Genomic DNA, 17320 nt, shown 5'->3' on the forward strand with positions numbered 1-17320 from the left:
GGTGCGATCAGCAGGAAACTGTAAGTCCCAGCCCGTCGCAGGGCACCCCAGGTTGAACGTGGTCATCAGACTGGCCGGGGTGCGTGCGTGCATGCGCCGTTGTGTGTGGTGCGCCTGCGGGCCGACGCGGACACCAGCCGGCAAACCTAGGAGTACCGCCCCGTGAAGACCGATGTCGAGGAGCTCAGCCCGACCCGGGTCAAGCTGACCATCGAGGTGCCCTTCGATGAGCTCGAGCACGCTTTCGACGAGACCTACAAGTCTCTCGCCAAGCAGGTTCGGATCAAGGGCTTCCGCCCGGGCAAGGCGCCGGCGCGGCTGATCGACCGCTACGTGGGCCGCGGCGCGGTGATCAGCGAAGCCGTGAACCACGCCGTTCCGGAGCTCTACAACGAAGCCATCCAGAAGGAGGAGCTCTTCGCGCTCGGCCAGCCCGACGTCGAGGTCACCAAGCTGGAGGACAACGACGAACTCGCCTTCACGGCCGAGGTCGACATCCGCCCCAAGTTCGAGGTCTCGGACTACAAGGGCATCGAGGTGACCGTCGACAACGCCGAGGTCACCGACGAGCAGGTCGACGAGCAGGTCGGCACGCTGCGCGAGCGCTTCTCCACCCTTGTGGGCGTCGACCGCCCGATCGAGGACGGCGACCACCTGTCGATCGACCTCTCCGCCGCCATCGACGGTGAGAAGCTCGAGGACGTCGCGGTCAGCGGCTACTCCTACGAGGTCGGCACCAACACCATGTTGGAGGGCCTCGACGAGACCCTGCGCGGCATGGAGTCGGGCGGCGAGGCCACCTTCAAGACCACCCTCGTCGGGGGTGAGCACGAGGGCAAGGAGGCGGACGTCACCGTCACCGTGCACAGCGTGAAGGTCAAGGAGCTCCCCGAGCTGGACGACGAGTTCGCCCAGTTGGCCAGCGAGTTCGACACGATCGACGAGCTGCGCGACGACGTGCGCAAGCGCATGACCGAGGTCCGTCGCCTCCAGCAGCTCTCCGCGGCCCGTGACAAGGCGTTGGAGAAGCTCATCGAGTCCGTGGACATCCCGCTGCCGGACTCCGTCGTCGACGAGGAGATCACCCGTCGCCGCCAGAGCCTGGAGCAGCAGCTCGCCCAGGGCGGGCTGACCAAGGAGGCCTACCTCGAGTCGCAGGAGAAGACGGAGGAGGAGTTCGAGGAGGAGCTGACCAGCGGGGCCCGCTCCGCGGTCAAGGCCGGCTTCATCCTCGACCAGCTGGCCATCCAGGAGGACCTGAGCGCCGACCAGGGCGAGCTCAGCCAGTACGTGTTCGAGCAGGCCCAGCGCATGGGTGTGAGCCCGGACCAGCTGGCCCAGCACCTGGTCGAGTCCAACCAGATCCGCGTCGCCTTCACCGAGGTCGTCCGCGGTAAGGCCATGGACCTGGTGCTGGCCGGTGCGAAGGTCACCGACGAGGACGGCAACGTCGTCGAGCAGGAGACCGCCGCGGCCGAGGCCGAGGGCACCGACGAGGCCGTCGAGACCGCCACCGAGGCCGTCGACGCCACTGCTGCCGCCGAGGCGGCCGAGGACAAGTCCGACGAGGACGAGTCCGCCAAGTAGGCACGGCGCCTCGCGACGCGTACGGGCCCCGTCCGACCCCTGGTCGGGCGGGGCCCGCCGTGTTCGCCGGCAGAGGAAAGCCCACGCGGGGTCTTGCCGACCCTGCGCTCAAAGCGAACAGGGACGCGATCGGTGCGAGCACGGTGCTCGTCGGCGTTAGTGTCGCTGTATCGCAACCGTTTCGATTCCGGAGCAGGTGACGAGAGTGCCGCCGACCTTTGATGAGTCCCCGCGATTCGACGCACGTACGTCGGAGACGCAGATTTCCCCTTTTATTGAGCAGACGCCTCAGCGCCTGTTGCGCCAGCGAATCGTATTCCTCGGCCAGCAGGTCGACGACGACATCGCCAACCGCCTGGTTGGTGAGCTTCTGCTGCTGTCCGCCGAGGACCGCCAGCGAGACATCACGATGTACATCAACTCGCCTGGTGGGTCCGTGACCGCAGGCATGGCGATCTACGACGTCATGCAGTACATCCCCAACGACGTGCGTACCGTCGGTATCGGTATGGCCGCGTCCATGGGCCAGATGCTCCTGTGCGCCGGTGCCCCCGGCAAGCGCTACGCGCTGCCGCACACCCGCGTCATGATGCACCAGCCCTCCGGTGGCATCGGGGGCACGGCCTCCGACATCCGGATCCTGGCCGACCAGCTCATGTACGTGAAGAAGATGTTCATCGAGAAGATCTCCGAGCACACCGGGCAGGCCGTCGAGCAGATCGAGAAGGACGCCGACCGGGACCGCTGGTTCACGGCCCAGGCGGCCAAGGACTACGGAATGATCGACGAGGTCCTCGAGGGCACCCTCGACGTCGCCATCTGAACGGCCGGCTGAGTGGACCCAGACAGACCCCGCGTGACCCAGTCCATGGATCGGCGCAGTGCGTGGAAGGCGTGAAATGACCGAGTTCAATCCCAGTCTCATCGGCGGCGCGGCCTCGATGGCTCCCCAGAGCCGCTACGTCCTGCCGTCCTACGTGGAGCGTACGTCGTACGGCGTCAAGGAGATGAATCCGTACAACAAGCTCTTCGAGGAGCGGATCATCTTCGTCGGCGTGCAGATCGACGACACCTCGGCGAACGACCTGATGGCCCAGCTCATCACCCTTGAGCAGCTCGACTCCGAGCGGGACATCCAGATGTACATCAACTCGCCGGGCGGATCCTTCACCTCGCTGATGGCGATCTACGACACGATGCAGTTCGTGCGTCCCGACATCCAGACCGTGTGCATCGGGCAGGCCGCCTCGGCGGCCGCGATCCTGCTCGCGGGCGGCACCAAGGGCAAGCGCGGTGCGCTGCCCAACGCCCGCATCCTGATCCACCAGCCCGCCACGGAGGGCATGCACGGACAGGCCAGCGACATCGAGATCCAGGCCAACGAGATCACCCGGATCCGGACGCAGCTGGAGACCACGCTGGCGCACCACACCGGGCGCACCCCCGAGCAGGTGTCCCAGGACATCGAGCGCGACAAGATCCTCACCGCCGAGGAAGCCAAGGACTACGGCATCATCGACTTCGTTCTGCCGTACCGCAAGGCGTCCCTCAAGTAGGCGCGCGTCACCCCTGGTCCAGCGGCCTCTCCCGTCTCGGCGGGGGAGCGCCGCCGGGCCCGGGGCCCGGCGGTAGGAACACCGACCGGGCCGGTCCTCGATCCGGCTGGGACAGCCCAGTGGCGAAGCCGGTCCGGTTTTTCGCTTAGTCTGGCGGAAGCGACACACAGATCGCCTCGTCCGTGGCCCGGGTCGTGGACGGGTTCGGGAGCTCGACTTCCGGACGGCTCGCGCGAGCGGGACCGACGGGGCGGCCTTAGTTTTGAGGAGTGGCTGGGTGGCACGCATCGGCGACGGCGGGGACCTGCTGAAGTGCTCATTCTGCGGTAAGAGCCAGAAGCAGGTGAAAAAGCTCATCGCCGGCCCCGGCGTGTACATCTGCGATGAGTGCATCGACCTCTGCAACGAGATCATCGAGGAAGAGCTGGCCGACTCCACCGATCTGGCGTGGGACAGTCTGCCGAAGCCGCGTGAGATCTATGAGTTCCTGGACTCGTACGTGATCGGTCAGGACCAGGCGAAGAAGGCGCTGTCGGTGGCGGTGTACAACCACTACAAGCGTGTGCGTTCGGAGGGTGACCGGCCGGGCGACGAGGGTGTGGAGATCGCCAAGTCCAACATTTTGCTGTTGGGGCCGACGGGGTCGGGGAAGACGTTGTTGGCGCAGACGCTGGCGCGGATTCTGAATGTTCCGTTCGCGATCGCGGACGCGACGGCGCTGACCGAGGCGGGGTATGTCGGTGAGGATGTGGAGAACATCCTGTTGAAGTTGATCCAGGCGGCCGATTATGACGTGAAGAAGGCCGAGACGGGGATCATCTACATCGATGAGGTCGACAAGGTCGCGCGTAAGAGTGAGAATCCCTCGATCACGCGTGATGTGTCGGGTGAGGGTGTGCAGCAGGCGCTGTTGAAGATCCTGGAGGGGACGACGGCGTCGGTGCCGCCGCAGGGTGGTCGTAAGCATCCGCATCAGGAGTTCATCCAGATCGACACGACGAATGTGTTGTTCATCTGTGGTGGTGCGTTCGCGGGTCTGGAGAAGTTGATCGAGTCGCGTGCGGGTCGTCAGGGGATGGGGTTCAACGCGGTGTTGCGTCCCAAGTCCGAGGTGGCGGAGTCGGCGTTGTTCGGTGAGGTGATGCCGGAGGACCTGTTGAAGTTCGGGATGATTCCGGAGTTCATCGGTCGGTTGCCGGTGATCACGAGTGTGCATGATCTGGATCGTCGGGCGTTGGTGGAGATTCTGACGCGTCCGCGGAATGCTCTGGTGAAGCAGTATCAGCGGTTGTTCGAGTTGGACGGCGTGGAGTTGGAGTTCACGTCGGATGCGTTGGAGGCGATCGCTGAGCAGGGGATCATTCGGGGGACGGGTGCTCGTGGGTTGCGGGCGATCATCGAGGAGGTGTTGTTGTCGGTGATGTACGAGGTGCCCTCGCGTGAGGATGTGGGTCAGGTGATCATTACGCGGGAGACGGTGATCGACAACGTGAATCCCACGATCGTCCCGCGCGCCCAGCTGGAGGAGGACCACCAGGAGCGGTCGGCGTAGGCGCTCGGGCGCCCTTTAGACGGGGCCTTCGCGGCTTCCGGTGTACCCCCTCGTTCCTCGGGGATCCACCTCCAGCCACTCCAGGACCCGTCGGCGCCCTCACTCCCTGCTTTCTTTGGGCCTCCGCTCGTGCCCACGCCGTCGCTCGCCACCGCCCTCAACGGACGCCTGCGGCGCGGTTCTTCCTGCTTTGGCCCGGATAGATCCCCTGTGGCTCCGCATAGCTGAACGGCCTACCCCAACCCCCTCGGGCTGGGGTAGGCCGTTTTCGTGCGGCTCCCACCCCTTCGGACTGAGGCCGGCTGGATCGGGCTGCCTCTCGCCACATGGGGTGAAGGTGGGCCGCTTTCGTGCACGTTCGACCCCCTGGGGCTGAGGCGGCCTTGACCGGCCTGCCTCTCACCCCTTGGGGCTGAGGCGGGCCTGATCGGCCTGTCGCTCGGCCTCCGGGGTGGAGGTGGGTCTCTTCGCGAGACCGGGGGCACGCGGTGTCCCCGGGGGTGGGTTGCGACTACTCCTCTTCGAGGACCTCGGCCATGCGGCTGATGTCGGCGTTCTGCTCGGCGATGACGTCGTTGGCCATCCGCAGCACCGTGTGGTCCTTGCCCTCTTCGAGGACCTCCTCGGCCATGGTGACGGCGCCCTCGTGGTGGGTCGTCATGAGCTCCACGAAGAGCTGGTCGAACGCGTCGCCCTCGGCGGCGGCCAGGTCGTCCAGCTCCTCTTCGGTGGCCATGCCCGGCATGTCGTCGTGGTCGACCTCCAACTGGCAGGTCGGGACGTCACCGCTCTCGTCGTGGTGGGTGCCGTCGCCCTCCAGGCCGCAGAAGTTCTGGTGGGCCTCGTTCTCCCTGGCCGGACCGAAGACGTTCTCCTCCAGCCAGCTCTCCATGGCGGTGATCTCGGGGCCCTGCGCCGCGGAGATGCGGTCGGCGATGCGCTCGATCCCGTCGCGCTCGTAGCGCTCCGCGACCAGGTCGGTCATCTCCAGCGCCTGCCGGTGGTGCTCGATCATGTTCACCAGGTAGAACACGTCGGCTTCGTTGTGGCCCTGCTCCTCGGCGAGGGCGGCGATCTGTTCGGCGGTGGCGGGGGAGGCGGACTCGCCCGGGGCGCCGGGCGCGATGACGTTGCCCGACACCGGTTCCTCGGCGCCGGTGCACGCCGAGGCTCCGAGCAGTACGAGGGCGGTTCCGGCCGCGAGTGCCAGGCGTCGCACGAATGTCCTCCAGGGTGGGGGTGGGGGTCCGCGGTGCCGAGTGGACGCGACACCCTGCCGGATTTCTACTCACTCCATGGGTGCTTTGTCCAGCCCCGGGTGCGTGTTGGCGCTGATTCGTTCACCCGTTCGTGACTCCTCGTGTTCATGGCTGTTTCGCCTGGGATGTCCGGTGTTGGAGTTTCGCCTGGTCTGCGAGGGAAACAACTATGTGTGATCAAGTGATTGCATTGGGTGTTTCGCGGAGGTGGGCGATGGTGTCGCTCGACGGGCGCTGGGGTGCCGCTGGTGTAGTGCTGTGCCTCACGGCGGGGGGTGTCGGGGCGCCGTCGGCGTGGGCCGGAGAGCTCACCGAGGGTGGGGTGGAGCATGTGGCGAACATGCCCAAGCCCGAGGCGCTGACCGACACGTTCAACTCCGACCTCGCGTTCACGGGCGACCATGTAATCGGCGGCAACTACGGCGGCTTCGTCGTCTACGACATCTCCGAGCCGGAGCGGCCCGAGATCGTGTCCGAGGTGGTCTGTCCCGGCGGCCAGGGCGACGTGTCCGTGAGTGGCGACCTGTTGTACTTCTCCGTGGACTACCCGCGTGCGAGCGACGAGTGCGGTGCGCCCGCGGTCGCGCCCAGCGACCCCGACGGGTTCGAGGGCCTCCGCGTCTTCGACATCTCGGACAAGTCGGCCCCGGAGTACGTGGCGGCGGTGCGCACCGACTGCGGTTCGCACACCAACACGCTGGTTCCCGGCGCCGACGGGACGAGCGACGTGGTCTACGTGTCCTCGTACTCGCCCTCGGAGAAGTTCCCGCACTGCCGGCCGCCGCACGACAGGATCTCGGTCGTCGAGGTGCCGCACGACGCGCCCGAGCAGGCCGCGGTGGTCGCCGAGCCCGTGTTCTTCCCCGACGGGGGAGAGGCGAGCACCACGGGCTGCCACGACATCACCGCCTATCCCGAGCGCGGCGTGGCTGCCGCGGCCTGCCTGGGCGACGGCCTACTGCTGGACATCACCGACCCGGTGGCCCCCGTGGTGGTCGAGCGGGTGCGCGACGCCAACTTCGCGTTCTGGCACTCGGCCACGTTCACCAACGACGCCCGGCACGTGGTCTTCACCGACGAGCTCGGCGGCGGCAGCGCGGCGACCTGTTCGGTGGAGATCGGGCCCGAACGCGGCGCCGACGCGGTCTACGCGCTGGACCAGGACGCGGACCTGCCGAAACTCGACTTTCGGAGCTACTACAAACTGCCCCGTCATCAGGCCGAAACGGAGAACTGTGTGGCCCACAATGGGTCACTGATTCCCGTTCCCGGCCATGACTACTTCGTGCAGTCCTGGTACCAGGGCGGAGTCTCCGTCATCGACCTGGGCGATCCGGCCGCTCCCCGGGAGATCGGCCACTTCGACCGCGGCCCCTGGGATCCCGCGCACCTGGCCACGGCCGGGTCGTGGTCGGCGTACTACTACAACGGCCACGTCTACTCGTCGGACATCCGACACGGCCTCGACGTGCTCAGGCTCACCGACCCCCGGCTGGCGGCGGCCGAAGGGGTCGTCATGACGGAGTTCAACCCCCAGTCGCAGCCCGTCGTGTCGCCGGAGTGACGGCGCCGCGGCGCGCTGACGGCCCGTCCCGCCACGGGGGAGACCCGCCACCCTAGGCACGGTGTGTAGTCGGATCAGGTCAGGGCGGCAGCGTGTTAACTGCCATGTTTCTTTCGTCTCCCCCTATACATATTGATGTTGAATTGTGTACGTTCTTCCTGCTTCGCTCCAAACTGCATCAGGAGTACACATGGCGTCATCCCCCATCTCCCCCCGGGCCCGACGGAGACGTGGAGCCGCGTTCGCCCTCACTGGCGCCGCAGCCCTTCTCGTCGGTCTCCTGGCCCCCTCAGCGGCCGCCGCCGACGACTTCGTCAGCGACGCCGAGACCAGTGACAACGTCACGCACGTCGCCAACATCCCCAAGACCGAGGCGATGGGCGACAGCTTCAACTCCGACCTCGCGTTCACGGGCGACTACGCCATCGGCGGCAACTACAACGGCTTCGTCATCTACGACATCTCCGAGCCGGAGCAGCCCGAGATCGTCTCCGAGGTCCTGTGCCCCGGCGGCCAGGGCGACGTGTCGGTCAGCGGGGACCTGCTGTACTTCTCCGTCGACTACGCGCGCGCGAACGAGGACTGCGGGGCGCCCGCCGTGCCCACCTCGGACCCGAACGGGTTCGAGGGCATCCGTGTCTTCGACATCTCGGACAAGACCGCTCCGGAGTACGTGACGGCGGTGCGCACCGACTGCGGTTCGCACACCAACACGCTCGTCCCGGGCCCGGACGGCGAGTACGACTACGTCTACGTCTCCTCCTACTCGCCCTCGTCGAACTTCCCGAACTGCCAGCCGCCGCACGACAAGATCTCGGTCATCGAGATCCCCGTCGACGACCCGGCCTCGGCGGCGATCGTGGAGGAGCCGGTGCTCTTCCCCGAGGGCGGCAACAGCGGCACCGCCGGCTGCCACGACATCACGGCCTACCCGGAGAAGGGCATCGCGGCCGGCGCCTGCATGGGCGACGGCATCCTGATGGACATCTCCGACCCGGCGCACCCGGTGGTGACCGACGTCGTCCGCGACCCGAACTTCGCGTTCTGGCACTCGGCGACCTTCACCAACAACGCCGACACGGTCATGTTCACCGATGAGCTCGGCGGCGGTGGCGGGGCCATCTGCACCGGCGAGTACGGCCCCGAGCGCGGTGCCGACGCCATCTACGACATCGGCGGCAGCGACGCCGAGCCCGAGCTGGGCTTCGAGGGCTACTTCAAGATCCCGCGGGTGCAGTCCGAGACCGAGAACTGCGTGGCGCACAACGGCTCGCTGATCCCGGTTCCGGGCCGCAACTTCTTCATCCAGTCCTGGTACCAGGGCGGCGTGTCCGTGCTCGACTTCAACGACCCGTCGAACGCCACCGAGATCGGCCACTTCGACCGCGATCCCGTCGACGAGGACAACCTGGTCATCGGCGGCTCCTGGTCGGCCTACTACTACAACGGCTACGTCTACTCCTCCGACATCACCCGGGGCCTGGACGTCCTGCGCCTGGAGGACCCGCGCCTGCGCGTGGCCGAACAGGTCCACATGGACGAGTTCAACCCGCAGTCCCAGCCCAGCTACCGGCCCGGGCGGGGCCACGGCCGCAACTAGCCGGCGCACGCTCCGGCCGCCGCACCCCACGGCGGCCGGGGCATCCGACTCTGATCCGCCCGGCCGCGCGCCGGGTGGAGGGAGGGGGGCCACGGCCCTGACCACGCCGTGGCCCCGATGCGTTCACCACCCCCAACGCACACAGGAGTGCCCATGCCCCCTTCCCCCTTCCGCGCGCCGCGCGCAGGACGGCGGCGGTCGACCGCCGTGGCCCTCGCGGCGGCGGCCACCCTGGCGGCCGGACTGCTCGGTCCGGGCGCCGCGTCCGCCGACACCGTCCCGCCCGCGGACGACATCTCCAGCGACAACGTCACGCACGTGACCAACGTGCCCAAGCCCGAAGCCGTGAGCAGCGTCAACTCGGACCTCGCGTTCACGGGTGACTACGCCATCGGCGGCAACTACGACGGCTTCGTCATCTACGACATCTCCGAGCCGGAGCAGCCCGAGATCGTCTCCGAGGTGGTCTGCCCGGGCGGCCAGGGCGACGTGTCGGTCAGCGGGGACCTGCTGTACTTCTCCGTCGACTACGCGCGCGCGAACGAGGACTGCGGGGCGCCCGCCGTGCCCACCTCGGACCCGAACGGGTTCGAGGGCATCCGTGTCTTCGACATCTCGGACAAGACCGCTCCGGAGTACGTGTCCGCGGTGCGCACCGACTGCGGTTCGCACACCAACACGCTCGTCCCGAGCAAGGACGGCGAGAGCGACCTGCTCTACGTGTCCTCGTACTCGCCCTCGTCGAACTTCCCGAACTGCCAGCCGCCGCACGACAGCATCTCGATCATCGAGGTGCCGCACGACTCCCCGGAGGACGCGGCGGTCGTCAACGAGCCGGTCATGTTCCCGGACGGCGGCAACCACGACCAGGACAACCTGCTCCTGCCGACGCAGGGCTGCCACGACATCACCGTGTACGCGGAGAAGGACATCGCGGCCGGCGCCTGTATGGGCGACGGCGTCCTGATGGACATCTCCGACCCCGTGAACCCGGTCGTCACCGAGCGGATCCAGGACCCGAACTTCGCGTTCTGGCACTCGGCGACCTTCACCAACAACGCCGACACGGTCATGTTCACCGACGAGCTCGGCGGCGGTGGCGCCCCCACCTGCACCGAGGAGATCGGACCCGAGCGCGGCGCCGACGCGATCTACACGATCGGTGACGGCGAGGACGGCCCGAGCATGGAGTTCGCCAGCTACTTCAAGATCGAGCGCCACCAGGGCGACCAGATCTGCGTGGCGCACAACGGCTCGCTGATCCCGGTGCCCGGCCGTGACTACTTCGTGCAGTCCTGGTACCAGGGCGGCATCTCGGTGATCGACTTCAACGACCCGACCGACCCGAAGGAGATCGGCTACTTCGACATGGACTCCCGTGTCGAGGACGGTGTGCAGGACAACGACACCTGGTCGACCTACTACTACAACGGCTACGTGTTCTCCTCCGACATCGAGCGGGGCATCGACGTCCTGCGCCTGGAGGACCCGCGCCTGCGCGCGGCCGAACAGGTCCACATGGACGAGTTCAACCCGCAGTCCCAGCCCAGCTACCGGCCAGGGCGGGGCCACGGCCGCGACTGACCGGTGACGCGCCCGTGAGGGGCCGGAGGCGTCGCCTCCGGCCCCTTCGCCGTGTCGGGCGGCCCCTCCGGGCTCAGCCGTTCGCGAGCTCGAAGAGCCGGTCGGTCGGGGCCCGGACGGCCTCCAGGACGCGGCCGGTGAAGTACACCGTGCCCAGCGCCAGCACCCGGCGCCCCAACCCGGCCAGGACGGCGGGGGACAGGTCCTCGGCCGCCATGGTCCCCCAGTGGCCGGGCAGAGTCCGCTCGAACCGCAGGTGGGCCTCCGGCAGGACCACGGTGGTCACCGGAAGTCCGCCCAGCGACTCCACGACCCCGGACACGTCCTTGTGGTCGGGCAGGCACAGCAGCACGTGGTCGACCCCGCCCCACAGCCCCCGGGCGTGCTCCAGCGCCGCCGCGACCCCGGCGCCGTTGATCGCCGAGTCCACCACGACCTCCGCCGACGGGCTTCCCGGCACGGGGTGGCGGGACAGCCGGGCGGGCAGGCGCACGGTCGCCAGCACCTCGTGCAGGCGCTCGGCGGAGGGGCGGGGGCGGCCCAGGACGTCCAGCGCGCGCAGCGCCGCCGCCGTGCCCAGCACCCCCGAGGCCGTCGACAGGCCGGGCGGGCGCAGCTCCGGCGGCGGTTCGGTCCCGGGCACGGCCGGGTCGACGGTCTCGGCCACCACGCGCCCGTCGGTGGCCTGGGCCAGCGCCTCGGCCATGGCCTCGCTCACCTCGGCGGTCTGCGGCAGCGTGACCAGCGCCCGCGTGCGCGGTCCGGCGACGCGGGCCTTCTCCCGGGCGATCTCGGGAATCGTGTCGCCCAGCACCCCCAGGTGCTCGCCGAAGACCGTGCTCATCGCCACCACGTCCGGCCCGATGAGGCGGAGTTCGTCGCGGTGTCCGCCCGCGCCGGCCTCCAGCACGCACACGTCGGCGCCCACGTCGTGCGCCCGCAACAGCCCCGCGATCAGGAACAGCCCGCTCGGAGCCAGGTGGCCGCCGGTCTCGCGTACCGACGGCAGCCGGCGGCGGGCCCGGTCGATCCGCTCGCCCAGCGCGTCCATCTCCTCGTCGGTCACCGACGTGCCGTCCACACGGACGCGCTCGCGGTAGGAGCGGAAGCTCGGCCCGGTGGCCAGAACGGTCCGCAACCCGGCGGCGCCCAGCGCGGCGGCGGCGTAGGTGGCGGTGCTGCCCTTGCCCTTGGACCCGACCACGCCCAGGACCGGCAGGGCGTCCGGATCCAGGTCGAGGGCGCGCATGAGGGCGGCGGCGCGGTCCAGGCTGCGGGTCTGCCCGGGGCGCCGGTCCGCCCACTCGCAGAAGAAGGGGTCAAGGAATCGCATAGTCCAAGTATGGTCTCTGCGATTTCCGTCCCCGCACTCCGCATCCGAGCCCGGGCGCAGGTGGGGGCGCGTACACTGGCGCGGGTGTACACCCCTACGACCGACACGCCGTGAGCGGCGACAGCGCCCATGAGCGCTACGCCGAGGTGACGGCACAGATCCTCTCCCGTGCTCCCGAATCCGAGATCGATCCGAGTCTCGAACGGGTCCGCACCCTTCTGGACCTTCTGGGCGACCCGCAGCGCGGCTTCCGGGTCATCCACGTCACCGGCACCAACGGCAAGACATCCACAGCCCGCATGATCGACGCGCTCATGCGCGCACGAGGCCTGCGCGTGGGCCGCTACACCAGCCCGCACCTGCGCACCGTGCGCGAGCGCATTGTCGTGGACGGCGAGCCCGTCTCACAGACGAGGTTCGTCGAGATCTACGACGAGATCAGTCCCTACGTGGACATGGCGGACTCGATGAGCGACACACGCCTGTCGTTCTTCGAGATCCTCACCGTCATGGCCTACGCCGCCTTCGCCGACACCCCTGTCGACGTCGCCGTGGTCGAGGTGGGGATGGGCGGCCGATGGGACGCCACCAACGTCGTCGACGGAGACGTCGCCGTGGTGACCCCGATCGGTATCGACCACACCGACTACCTGCCGGACACACTCGACGGCATCGCCGACGAGAAGGCCGGCATCATCAAACCCGACTCCATCGCGGTCATCGCCCAGCAACCGGTGCCCGCGGCCGAGGTCCTGATCCGCCACGCAGCCGAAGTGGGCGCGCGAGTGGCCCGGGAAGGCCTGGAGTTCGGCGTCACCTCCCGCGAGGTGGCCGTCGGCGGCCAGCAGGTCGCCGTCAAGGGCCTCACCGGAGGATACGAAGACCTGTTCCTGCCCCTGTTCGGCGCCCATCAGGCCGGCAACGCCGCCGTCGCCATCGCCGCCGTGGAGGCGTTCGCCGCCACCGGTGAGGACGCCGAGGGAATGGACCCCCGCATCGTCGGCGAGGCCCTGGCCGGGGTCGACTCCCCGGGCCGGATGGAGGTCGTGCGCACCAGCCCGACCGTGATCGCCGACGCCGCACACAACCCGGCCGGGATGACCGCGACCGTGGCCGCCGTCGAGGAGGCCTTCGGCTTCAGCCGACTGGTCGGCGTGGTCGCCGTCATGGCCGACAAGGATGTCGAGGGAATTCTCGAACCCCTCGAACCGTTGCTTGACGAGATCGTCGTCACCCGCAACTCGTCGCCGCGCTCCCTCGACCCCGCGCGGCTGACCGCCATCGCCCAGCAGATCTTCGGTGAGGACCGCGTCCACGCGGCCGCCCGACTCGACGACGCCATCGACCGGGCCGTGGGCCTGGCGGAGGAGACCGGCGAGTTCGGCGGCAGCGGAGTGCTCGTCACCGGGTCGGTCGTCACCGCCGGTGACGCCGTCCACCTGCTGCGCGGCGCGGGCGAGTAGCGGACCCCGGCGATCCACCGACGAAGGGATCTGCGTCATGCGCGTCGTCTGCGCTGTCGTTCTCGCGTTCGAGGCCATCGTCCTCGGACTCGCCATACCCGTGGCCATCAACACCGAGGGCATCGACCCCGGACTGGCGGGAGGTGTCTGGGGCGGCATGGCCGTGGCCGTGCTCGTCCTGTCCGCCCTGCAGAAGTACACCTGGGCGCACTACGCCGCCTGGGCCCTGCAGGCCGGATTCCTGTTCTCCGCCTTCCAGGTGTCGGGGATGCTGCTCATCGCGGTGGTCTTCGTGTCCCTGTGGGTCACCGGAGTCATCGTGGGGCGTCGTACCGACGCCCTGAAGGCCGCCCGGGACAGGGAGAGCAGGAACGAGACCGTCGACGCCTGACTGCGGTACGCGCCATGCCCGGAAGCGGTAGTGTGGCGCGTATCCGGGCAGGCCGCCCGTGGGGCCTTCCTCCCGCGGGCTCGGCGCCCGCTTCTTTCACCCGAACCTCCGCGTGCGGCCGGAGCCGTGGGCGAACGCCCACGCGTGCCACGCGGACGTCCCCTGAGGAGTTGACACGCACGTGGAGCGCACTCTCGTTCTCATCAAGCCCGACGGCGTCCGCCGCAACATCGTGGGCGAGGTGATCTCCCGCATCGAGCGCAAGGGCCTGCGCCTCGTCGCCATGGAGCTGCGCACGCTGGACGCGGACACCGCCAGGACCCACTACGAGGAGCACGCCGAGCGTCCGTTCTTCGGCTCGCTGGTCGAGTTCATCACCGGTGGTCCGCTGGTGGCGATGGTCGTCGAGGGCGAGCGCTCCGTGGAGGCCTTCCGTGCCCTGGCCGGTGCCACCGACCCGGTCACCGCCGCTCCCGGCACCATCCGCGGCGACTTCGCCCTGGAGGTGCAGCAGAACATCGTGCACGGCTCGGACTCCACCTACTCCGCCGAGCGCGAGATCAAGCTGTTCTTCCCCGACCTGGGCTGAGCGGCCCCGTCGGCACCGCCCGGTTCGTGGAATACCACGGACCGGGCGTTTCTCGTGTCCGGGCCCGGGACGGACGCCGGAGCGGGGCCGAATCGGTGGCGGGCCGGGGACGCGCACGACTAGGATCGTCACTCCGGGTGCCGTTCCGATGTCCCAGCGCGACGATTTGCCCGTTATGGCCGTCTCGCGCTGCGTCGTCCGAAATCGAGGCAACAATTCGGTGTGTTTGCGTAGCCGTCTAGGTGCCGACCGTTACGATACGGGGGACTGTTTACCTATCGTGCCGGATCGACTACGTATGGTCGCCCCGTGCAACCACGTCCGTCACGGCGCCTCTGAGGACGTTACATGCCGAACAACCTTGCTTTTCTCGGCCGAGACATGGCCGTCGACCTTGGCACCGCCAACACGCTCGTGTACGTGCGCGGCCGCGGCATCGTTCTGAACGAGCCCTCGGTCGTCGCGCTCAACACGTCCACGGGCAAGATCGTCGCGGTCGGCATCGAGGCCAAACAGATGATCGGCCGCACGCCGCACAACATCACCGCCGTACGTCCGCTCAAGGACGGCGTGATCGCCGACTTCGAGATCACCGAGCGGATGCTGCGCTACTTCATCCAGAAGATCCACCGCAGGCGGCACTTCGCCAAGCCACGCGTCATCGTGGCCGTTCCCAGCGGGATCACCTCGGTGGAGCACCGTGCCGTGAAGGAGGCGGGATACCAGGCGGGCGCCCGCCGCGTCTACATCATCGAGGAGCCCATGGCCGCCGCCATCGGCGCCGGGCTCCCGGTCCACGAGCCCACCGGCAACATGGTCGTCGACATCGGGGGCGGGACGACGGAGGTCGCCGTCATCTCCATGGGCGGCATCGTCACCTCGCAGTCCATCCGGGTCGGGGGCGACGAACTCGACCAGGCCATCATGACCTTCGTCAAGAAGGAGTACTCCCTGATGATCGGGGAGCGCACCGCCGAAGAGCTCAAGATGGCCATCGGGTCGGCCTATCCCACCGGCGCCGAGGAACTCCACGCCGAGGTGCGCGGCCGGGACCTCATCAGCGGCCTGCCCAAGACCATCGTGATGTCGGAGAGCGACGTCCGGCAGGCCATCGAGGAACCGGTCACGACCATCATCGACGCGGTCCGCACCAGCCTCGACAAGTGCCCGCCCGAACTGTCGGGCGACATCATGGACCGCGGCGTCGCGGTCACCGGCGGCGGCGCCCTGCTGCGCGGCCTCGACGACCGGCTCCTGCACGAGACCGGCATGCCCATCCACGTGGCGGACAACGCCCTGGACTCGGTCGCGATCGGGTCGGGCACCTGCGTGGAGAACTACGAGCGCCTGCACCAGGTGCTGGTTCCGGAACGGCGGCGCTGACATGTTCCGCGACTCAACGAGATCCCGGCTCGTGCTGCTCGTGCTGGTCGTGGTCTGCGCGTCCCTGCTCGTCCTGGACAGCAGGCCCGGATCCGATCCGCTCACCACCGCCGGCCGCGCCGCGGGCGAACTCGTCTTCGCCCCGGCAGCGGCCGGGGCGGGCTGGGCGGGCGGCCCCGCGGCCTCGCTCTACGAGGGACTGCGCCGGGGGCCCGAGGCCGTCGAGCGCGTCGACGAGCTGGAGGAGGCCAACGCCGAACTGGAGTCCGAACTCCAGGCCGCGCGGCTCGACCAGGCCCGCGCCGACCAGCTGGACGACCTGCTCCACCTGTCCGGACTGGGCGGCTACGAGATCGTCCCGGCCCAGGCCGTCACCCGCACGACGTCGCGGGGGTACGCGCACGCGGTCACCCTCGACGCCGGCACCGACTCCGGGGTACGCACCGACATGACCGTCGTCAACGGCGACGGGCTCGTCGGCCGTGTGGTGGAGGCCGGACCGCGCACGAGCACCGTCCTGCTGGCCACGGACGCTACCTCGGCCGTGGGCGCCCGCCTGGCCGAGACCCGCAAGATCGGCGTGGTCAACGGCGGATCCGTGCCCGGCGGCGCCGAGTCCGAGCTCGCGTTCGAGCTCTTCGACATGGAGGCGCCGGTCGAGTCCGGGGACCGCGTCGTCACGCTCGGATCGCACGAGGGCGCGCCCTTCGTCCCGGGCGTGCCCATCGGCACGGTCCGCGACGTCCAGGTCTCGCCCGGCGCGCTCAGCCGCATGGCGCGCATCGAGCCCGCCGTGGACTTCGCGTCCCTGGACGTGGTCGGGGTGGTCGTCGCCGGACCGGCCGAGGACCCGCGCGACTCCGTCCTGCCGCCCGAACCCGAGCCCGAGGAGGACCGATGAGGGCCGTAGCCACCGTCGTACTGGTGGCGGTCGCGGTACTGCTGCAGGCCGTCGTCGTGCAGCGCCTTCCGCTGCCCTGGGGCCCCGGCCCCGACCTGGTCGTGGCGGCCGTGGCCGCGGTAGCCCTGACCGCCAGGCCCGCCACCGCGGCCGGCTACGGGTTCGCCGCCGGCCTGGCGATGGACCTGCTGCCGCCCGCCGAGCACGCCGTGGGGCGCTACGCCCTGGTGCTGTGCCTGGCCGCCTACACCGCCGCCCTGCTGCGCACCAACACCGGCACCCAGGGCGCCGTGGGACTGCGCACCGGGCTGCCTGCGGTGGTCGGCGCCACCGCCTCGACCGCTCTGGGCGTCGGGCTCGGCTACGCGGCCATCGGCTTCGTCATGGGCGATCCGCGCGTGACCCTGGCCGCCGTGGCCGTCAACGCAGGGGTGGGCGCACTGCTCACCGCGCTCGCCGCGCCCGTGGTGACACTGCCGCTGGTGCGGCTGCGCGACGCGCTGGCCGACAGCGACTTCGCGACCGTCCAGGGCCCGACGTCCCCGGTGGGGTGGTGAC

General features: G+C 69.1%; 15 protein-coding genes. 13 read left to right on the top strand and 2 right to left on the bottom strand.

Annotated features, from left to right (window positions below; translation table 11 throughout):
• Nucleotides 1-162 precede the first annotated feature (162 nt).
• The 4 genes from tig to clpX all read left to right on the top strand — a co-directional run bounded on the left by tig (nt 163) and on the right by clpX (nt 4695).
• A complete protein-coding gene (tig, locus tag HNR10_RS23515; RefSeq protein WP_179827059.1) occupies nt 163-1587 on the top strand; it encodes a trigger factor in 1425 nt (474 codons plus the stop codon).
• A gap of 298 nt (nt 1588-1885) precedes the next feature.
• On the top strand, nt 1886-2410 hold the full coding sequence (locus HNR10_RS23520) for a ClpP family protease (RefSeq protein WP_233570764.1): 525 nt from the start codon (nt 1886-1888) through the stop codon (nt 2408-2410).
• A 76-nt stretch (nt 2411-2486) separates the two neighbouring features.
• Nucleotides 2487-3143 carry an ATP-dependent Clp protease proteolytic subunit gene (locus tag HNR10_RS23525; protein WP_053616488.1) on the top strand — a complete coding sequence of 219 codons (657 nt, stop codon included), beginning with the start codon at nt 2487-2489 and terminating at the stop codon, nt 3141-3143.
• 277 nt (nt 3144-3420) lie between these two features.
• A complete protein-coding gene (clpX, locus tag HNR10_RS23530; RefSeq protein ID WP_179827060.1) occupies nt 3421-4695 on the top strand; it encodes an ATP-dependent Clp protease ATP-binding subunit ClpX in 1275 nt (424 codons plus the stop codon).
• Nucleotides 4696-5206: 511 nt separating this feature from the next.
• Here the strand turns inward: clpX and HNR10_RS23535 are convergent.
• On the bottom strand, nt 5207-5914 hold the full coding sequence (locus tag HNR10_RS23535; protein WP_179827062.1) for a DUF305 domain-containing protein: 708 nt from the start codon (nt 5912-5914) through the stop codon (nt 5207-5209).
• Nucleotides 5915-6168: 254 nt separating this feature from the next.
• Between HNR10_RS23535 and HNR10_RS23540 the strand changes: the two genes are divergently transcribed.
• The 3 genes from HNR10_RS23540 to HNR10_RS23550 all read left to right on the top strand — a co-directional run bounded on the left by HNR10_RS23540 (nt 6169) and on the right by HNR10_RS23550 (nt 10702).
• Nucleotides 6169-7518, top strand: a complete 1350-nt coding sequence (locus HNR10_RS23540; RefSeq protein WP_179827064.1) for an LVIVD repeat-containing protein — start codon at nt 6169-6171, stop codon at nt 7516-7518.
• 190 nt (nt 7519-7708) lie between these two features.
• Nucleotides 7709-9118, top strand: coding sequence for an LVIVD repeat-containing protein (locus HNR10_RS23545; protein ID WP_179827066.1), 1410 nt, complete (start codon nt 7709-7711; stop codon nt 9116-9118).
• A 153-nt stretch (nt 9119-9271) separates the two neighbouring features.
• The gene (locus HNR10_RS23550; RefSeq protein ID WP_179827069.1) at nt 9272-10702 is read left to right on the top strand and encodes an LVIVD repeat-containing protein; all 1431 of its coding nucleotides are present in this window, start codon (nt 9272-9274) and stop codon (nt 10700-10702) included.
• Between the two features lie 73 nt (nt 10703-10775).
• Here the strand turns inward: HNR10_RS23550 and HNR10_RS23555 are convergent, their stop codons facing one another.
• Nucleotides 10776-12035, bottom strand: a complete 1260-nt coding sequence (locus tag HNR10_RS23555) for a folylpolyglutamate synthase/dihydrofolate synthase family protein (protein ID WP_179827072.1) — start codon at nt 12033-12035, stop codon at nt 10776-10778.
• Nucleotides 12036-12145: 110 nt separating this feature from the next.
• Here HNR10_RS23555 and HNR10_RS23560 point away from each other — a divergent pair, with 110 nt between their 5' ends.
• From HNR10_RS23560 to mreD, 6 genes are all read left to right on the top strand, one after another.
• Entirely contained in the window at nt 12146-13498 is a 1353-nt protein-coding gene (locus HNR10_RS23560) for a bifunctional folylpolyglutamate synthase/dihydrofolate synthase (RefSeq protein ID WP_179827074.1), read from the top strand.
• Between the two features lie 37 nt (nt 13499-13535).
• Entirely contained in the window at nt 13536-13889 is a 354-nt protein-coding gene (locus HNR10_RS23565; RefSeq protein ID WP_179827077.1) for a DUF4233 domain-containing protein, read from the top strand.
• Between the two features lie 181 nt (nt 13890-14070).
• On the top strand, nt 14071-14478 hold the full coding sequence (gene ndk, locus HNR10_RS23570; protein WP_179827079.1) for a nucleoside-diphosphate kinase: 408 nt from the start codon (nt 14071-14073) through the stop codon (nt 14476-14478).
• A gap of 348 nt (nt 14479-14826) precedes the next feature.
• Entirely contained in the window at nt 14827-15861 is a 1035-nt protein-coding gene (gene mreB / locus HNR10_RS23575) for a rod shape-determining protein (protein WP_179827081.1), read from the top strand.
• Nucleotide 15862: 1 nt separating this feature from the next.
• Complete coding sequence (mreC, locus tag HNR10_RS23580) at nt 15863-16762, top strand: rod shape-determining protein MreC (protein ID WP_179827083.1); 900 nt, start codon at nt 15863-15865, stop codon at nt 16760-16762.
• Nucleotides 16759-17319: a rod shape-determining protein MreD gene (mreD, locus tag HNR10_RS23585; protein WP_179827085.1), complete on the top strand. Its 561-nt coding sequence runs from the start codon at nt 16759-16761 to the stop codon at nt 17317-17319. The genes mreC and mreD overlap by 4 nt, the downstream gene beginning before the upstream one ends.
• The last annotated feature ends 1 nt before the right edge of the window (nt 17320 follow it).

Source organism: Nocardiopsis aegyptia, assembly GCF_013410755.1.
Lineage (GTDB): Bacteria > Actinomycetota > Actinomycetes > Streptosporangiales > Streptosporangiaceae > Nocardiopsis > Nocardiopsis aegyptia.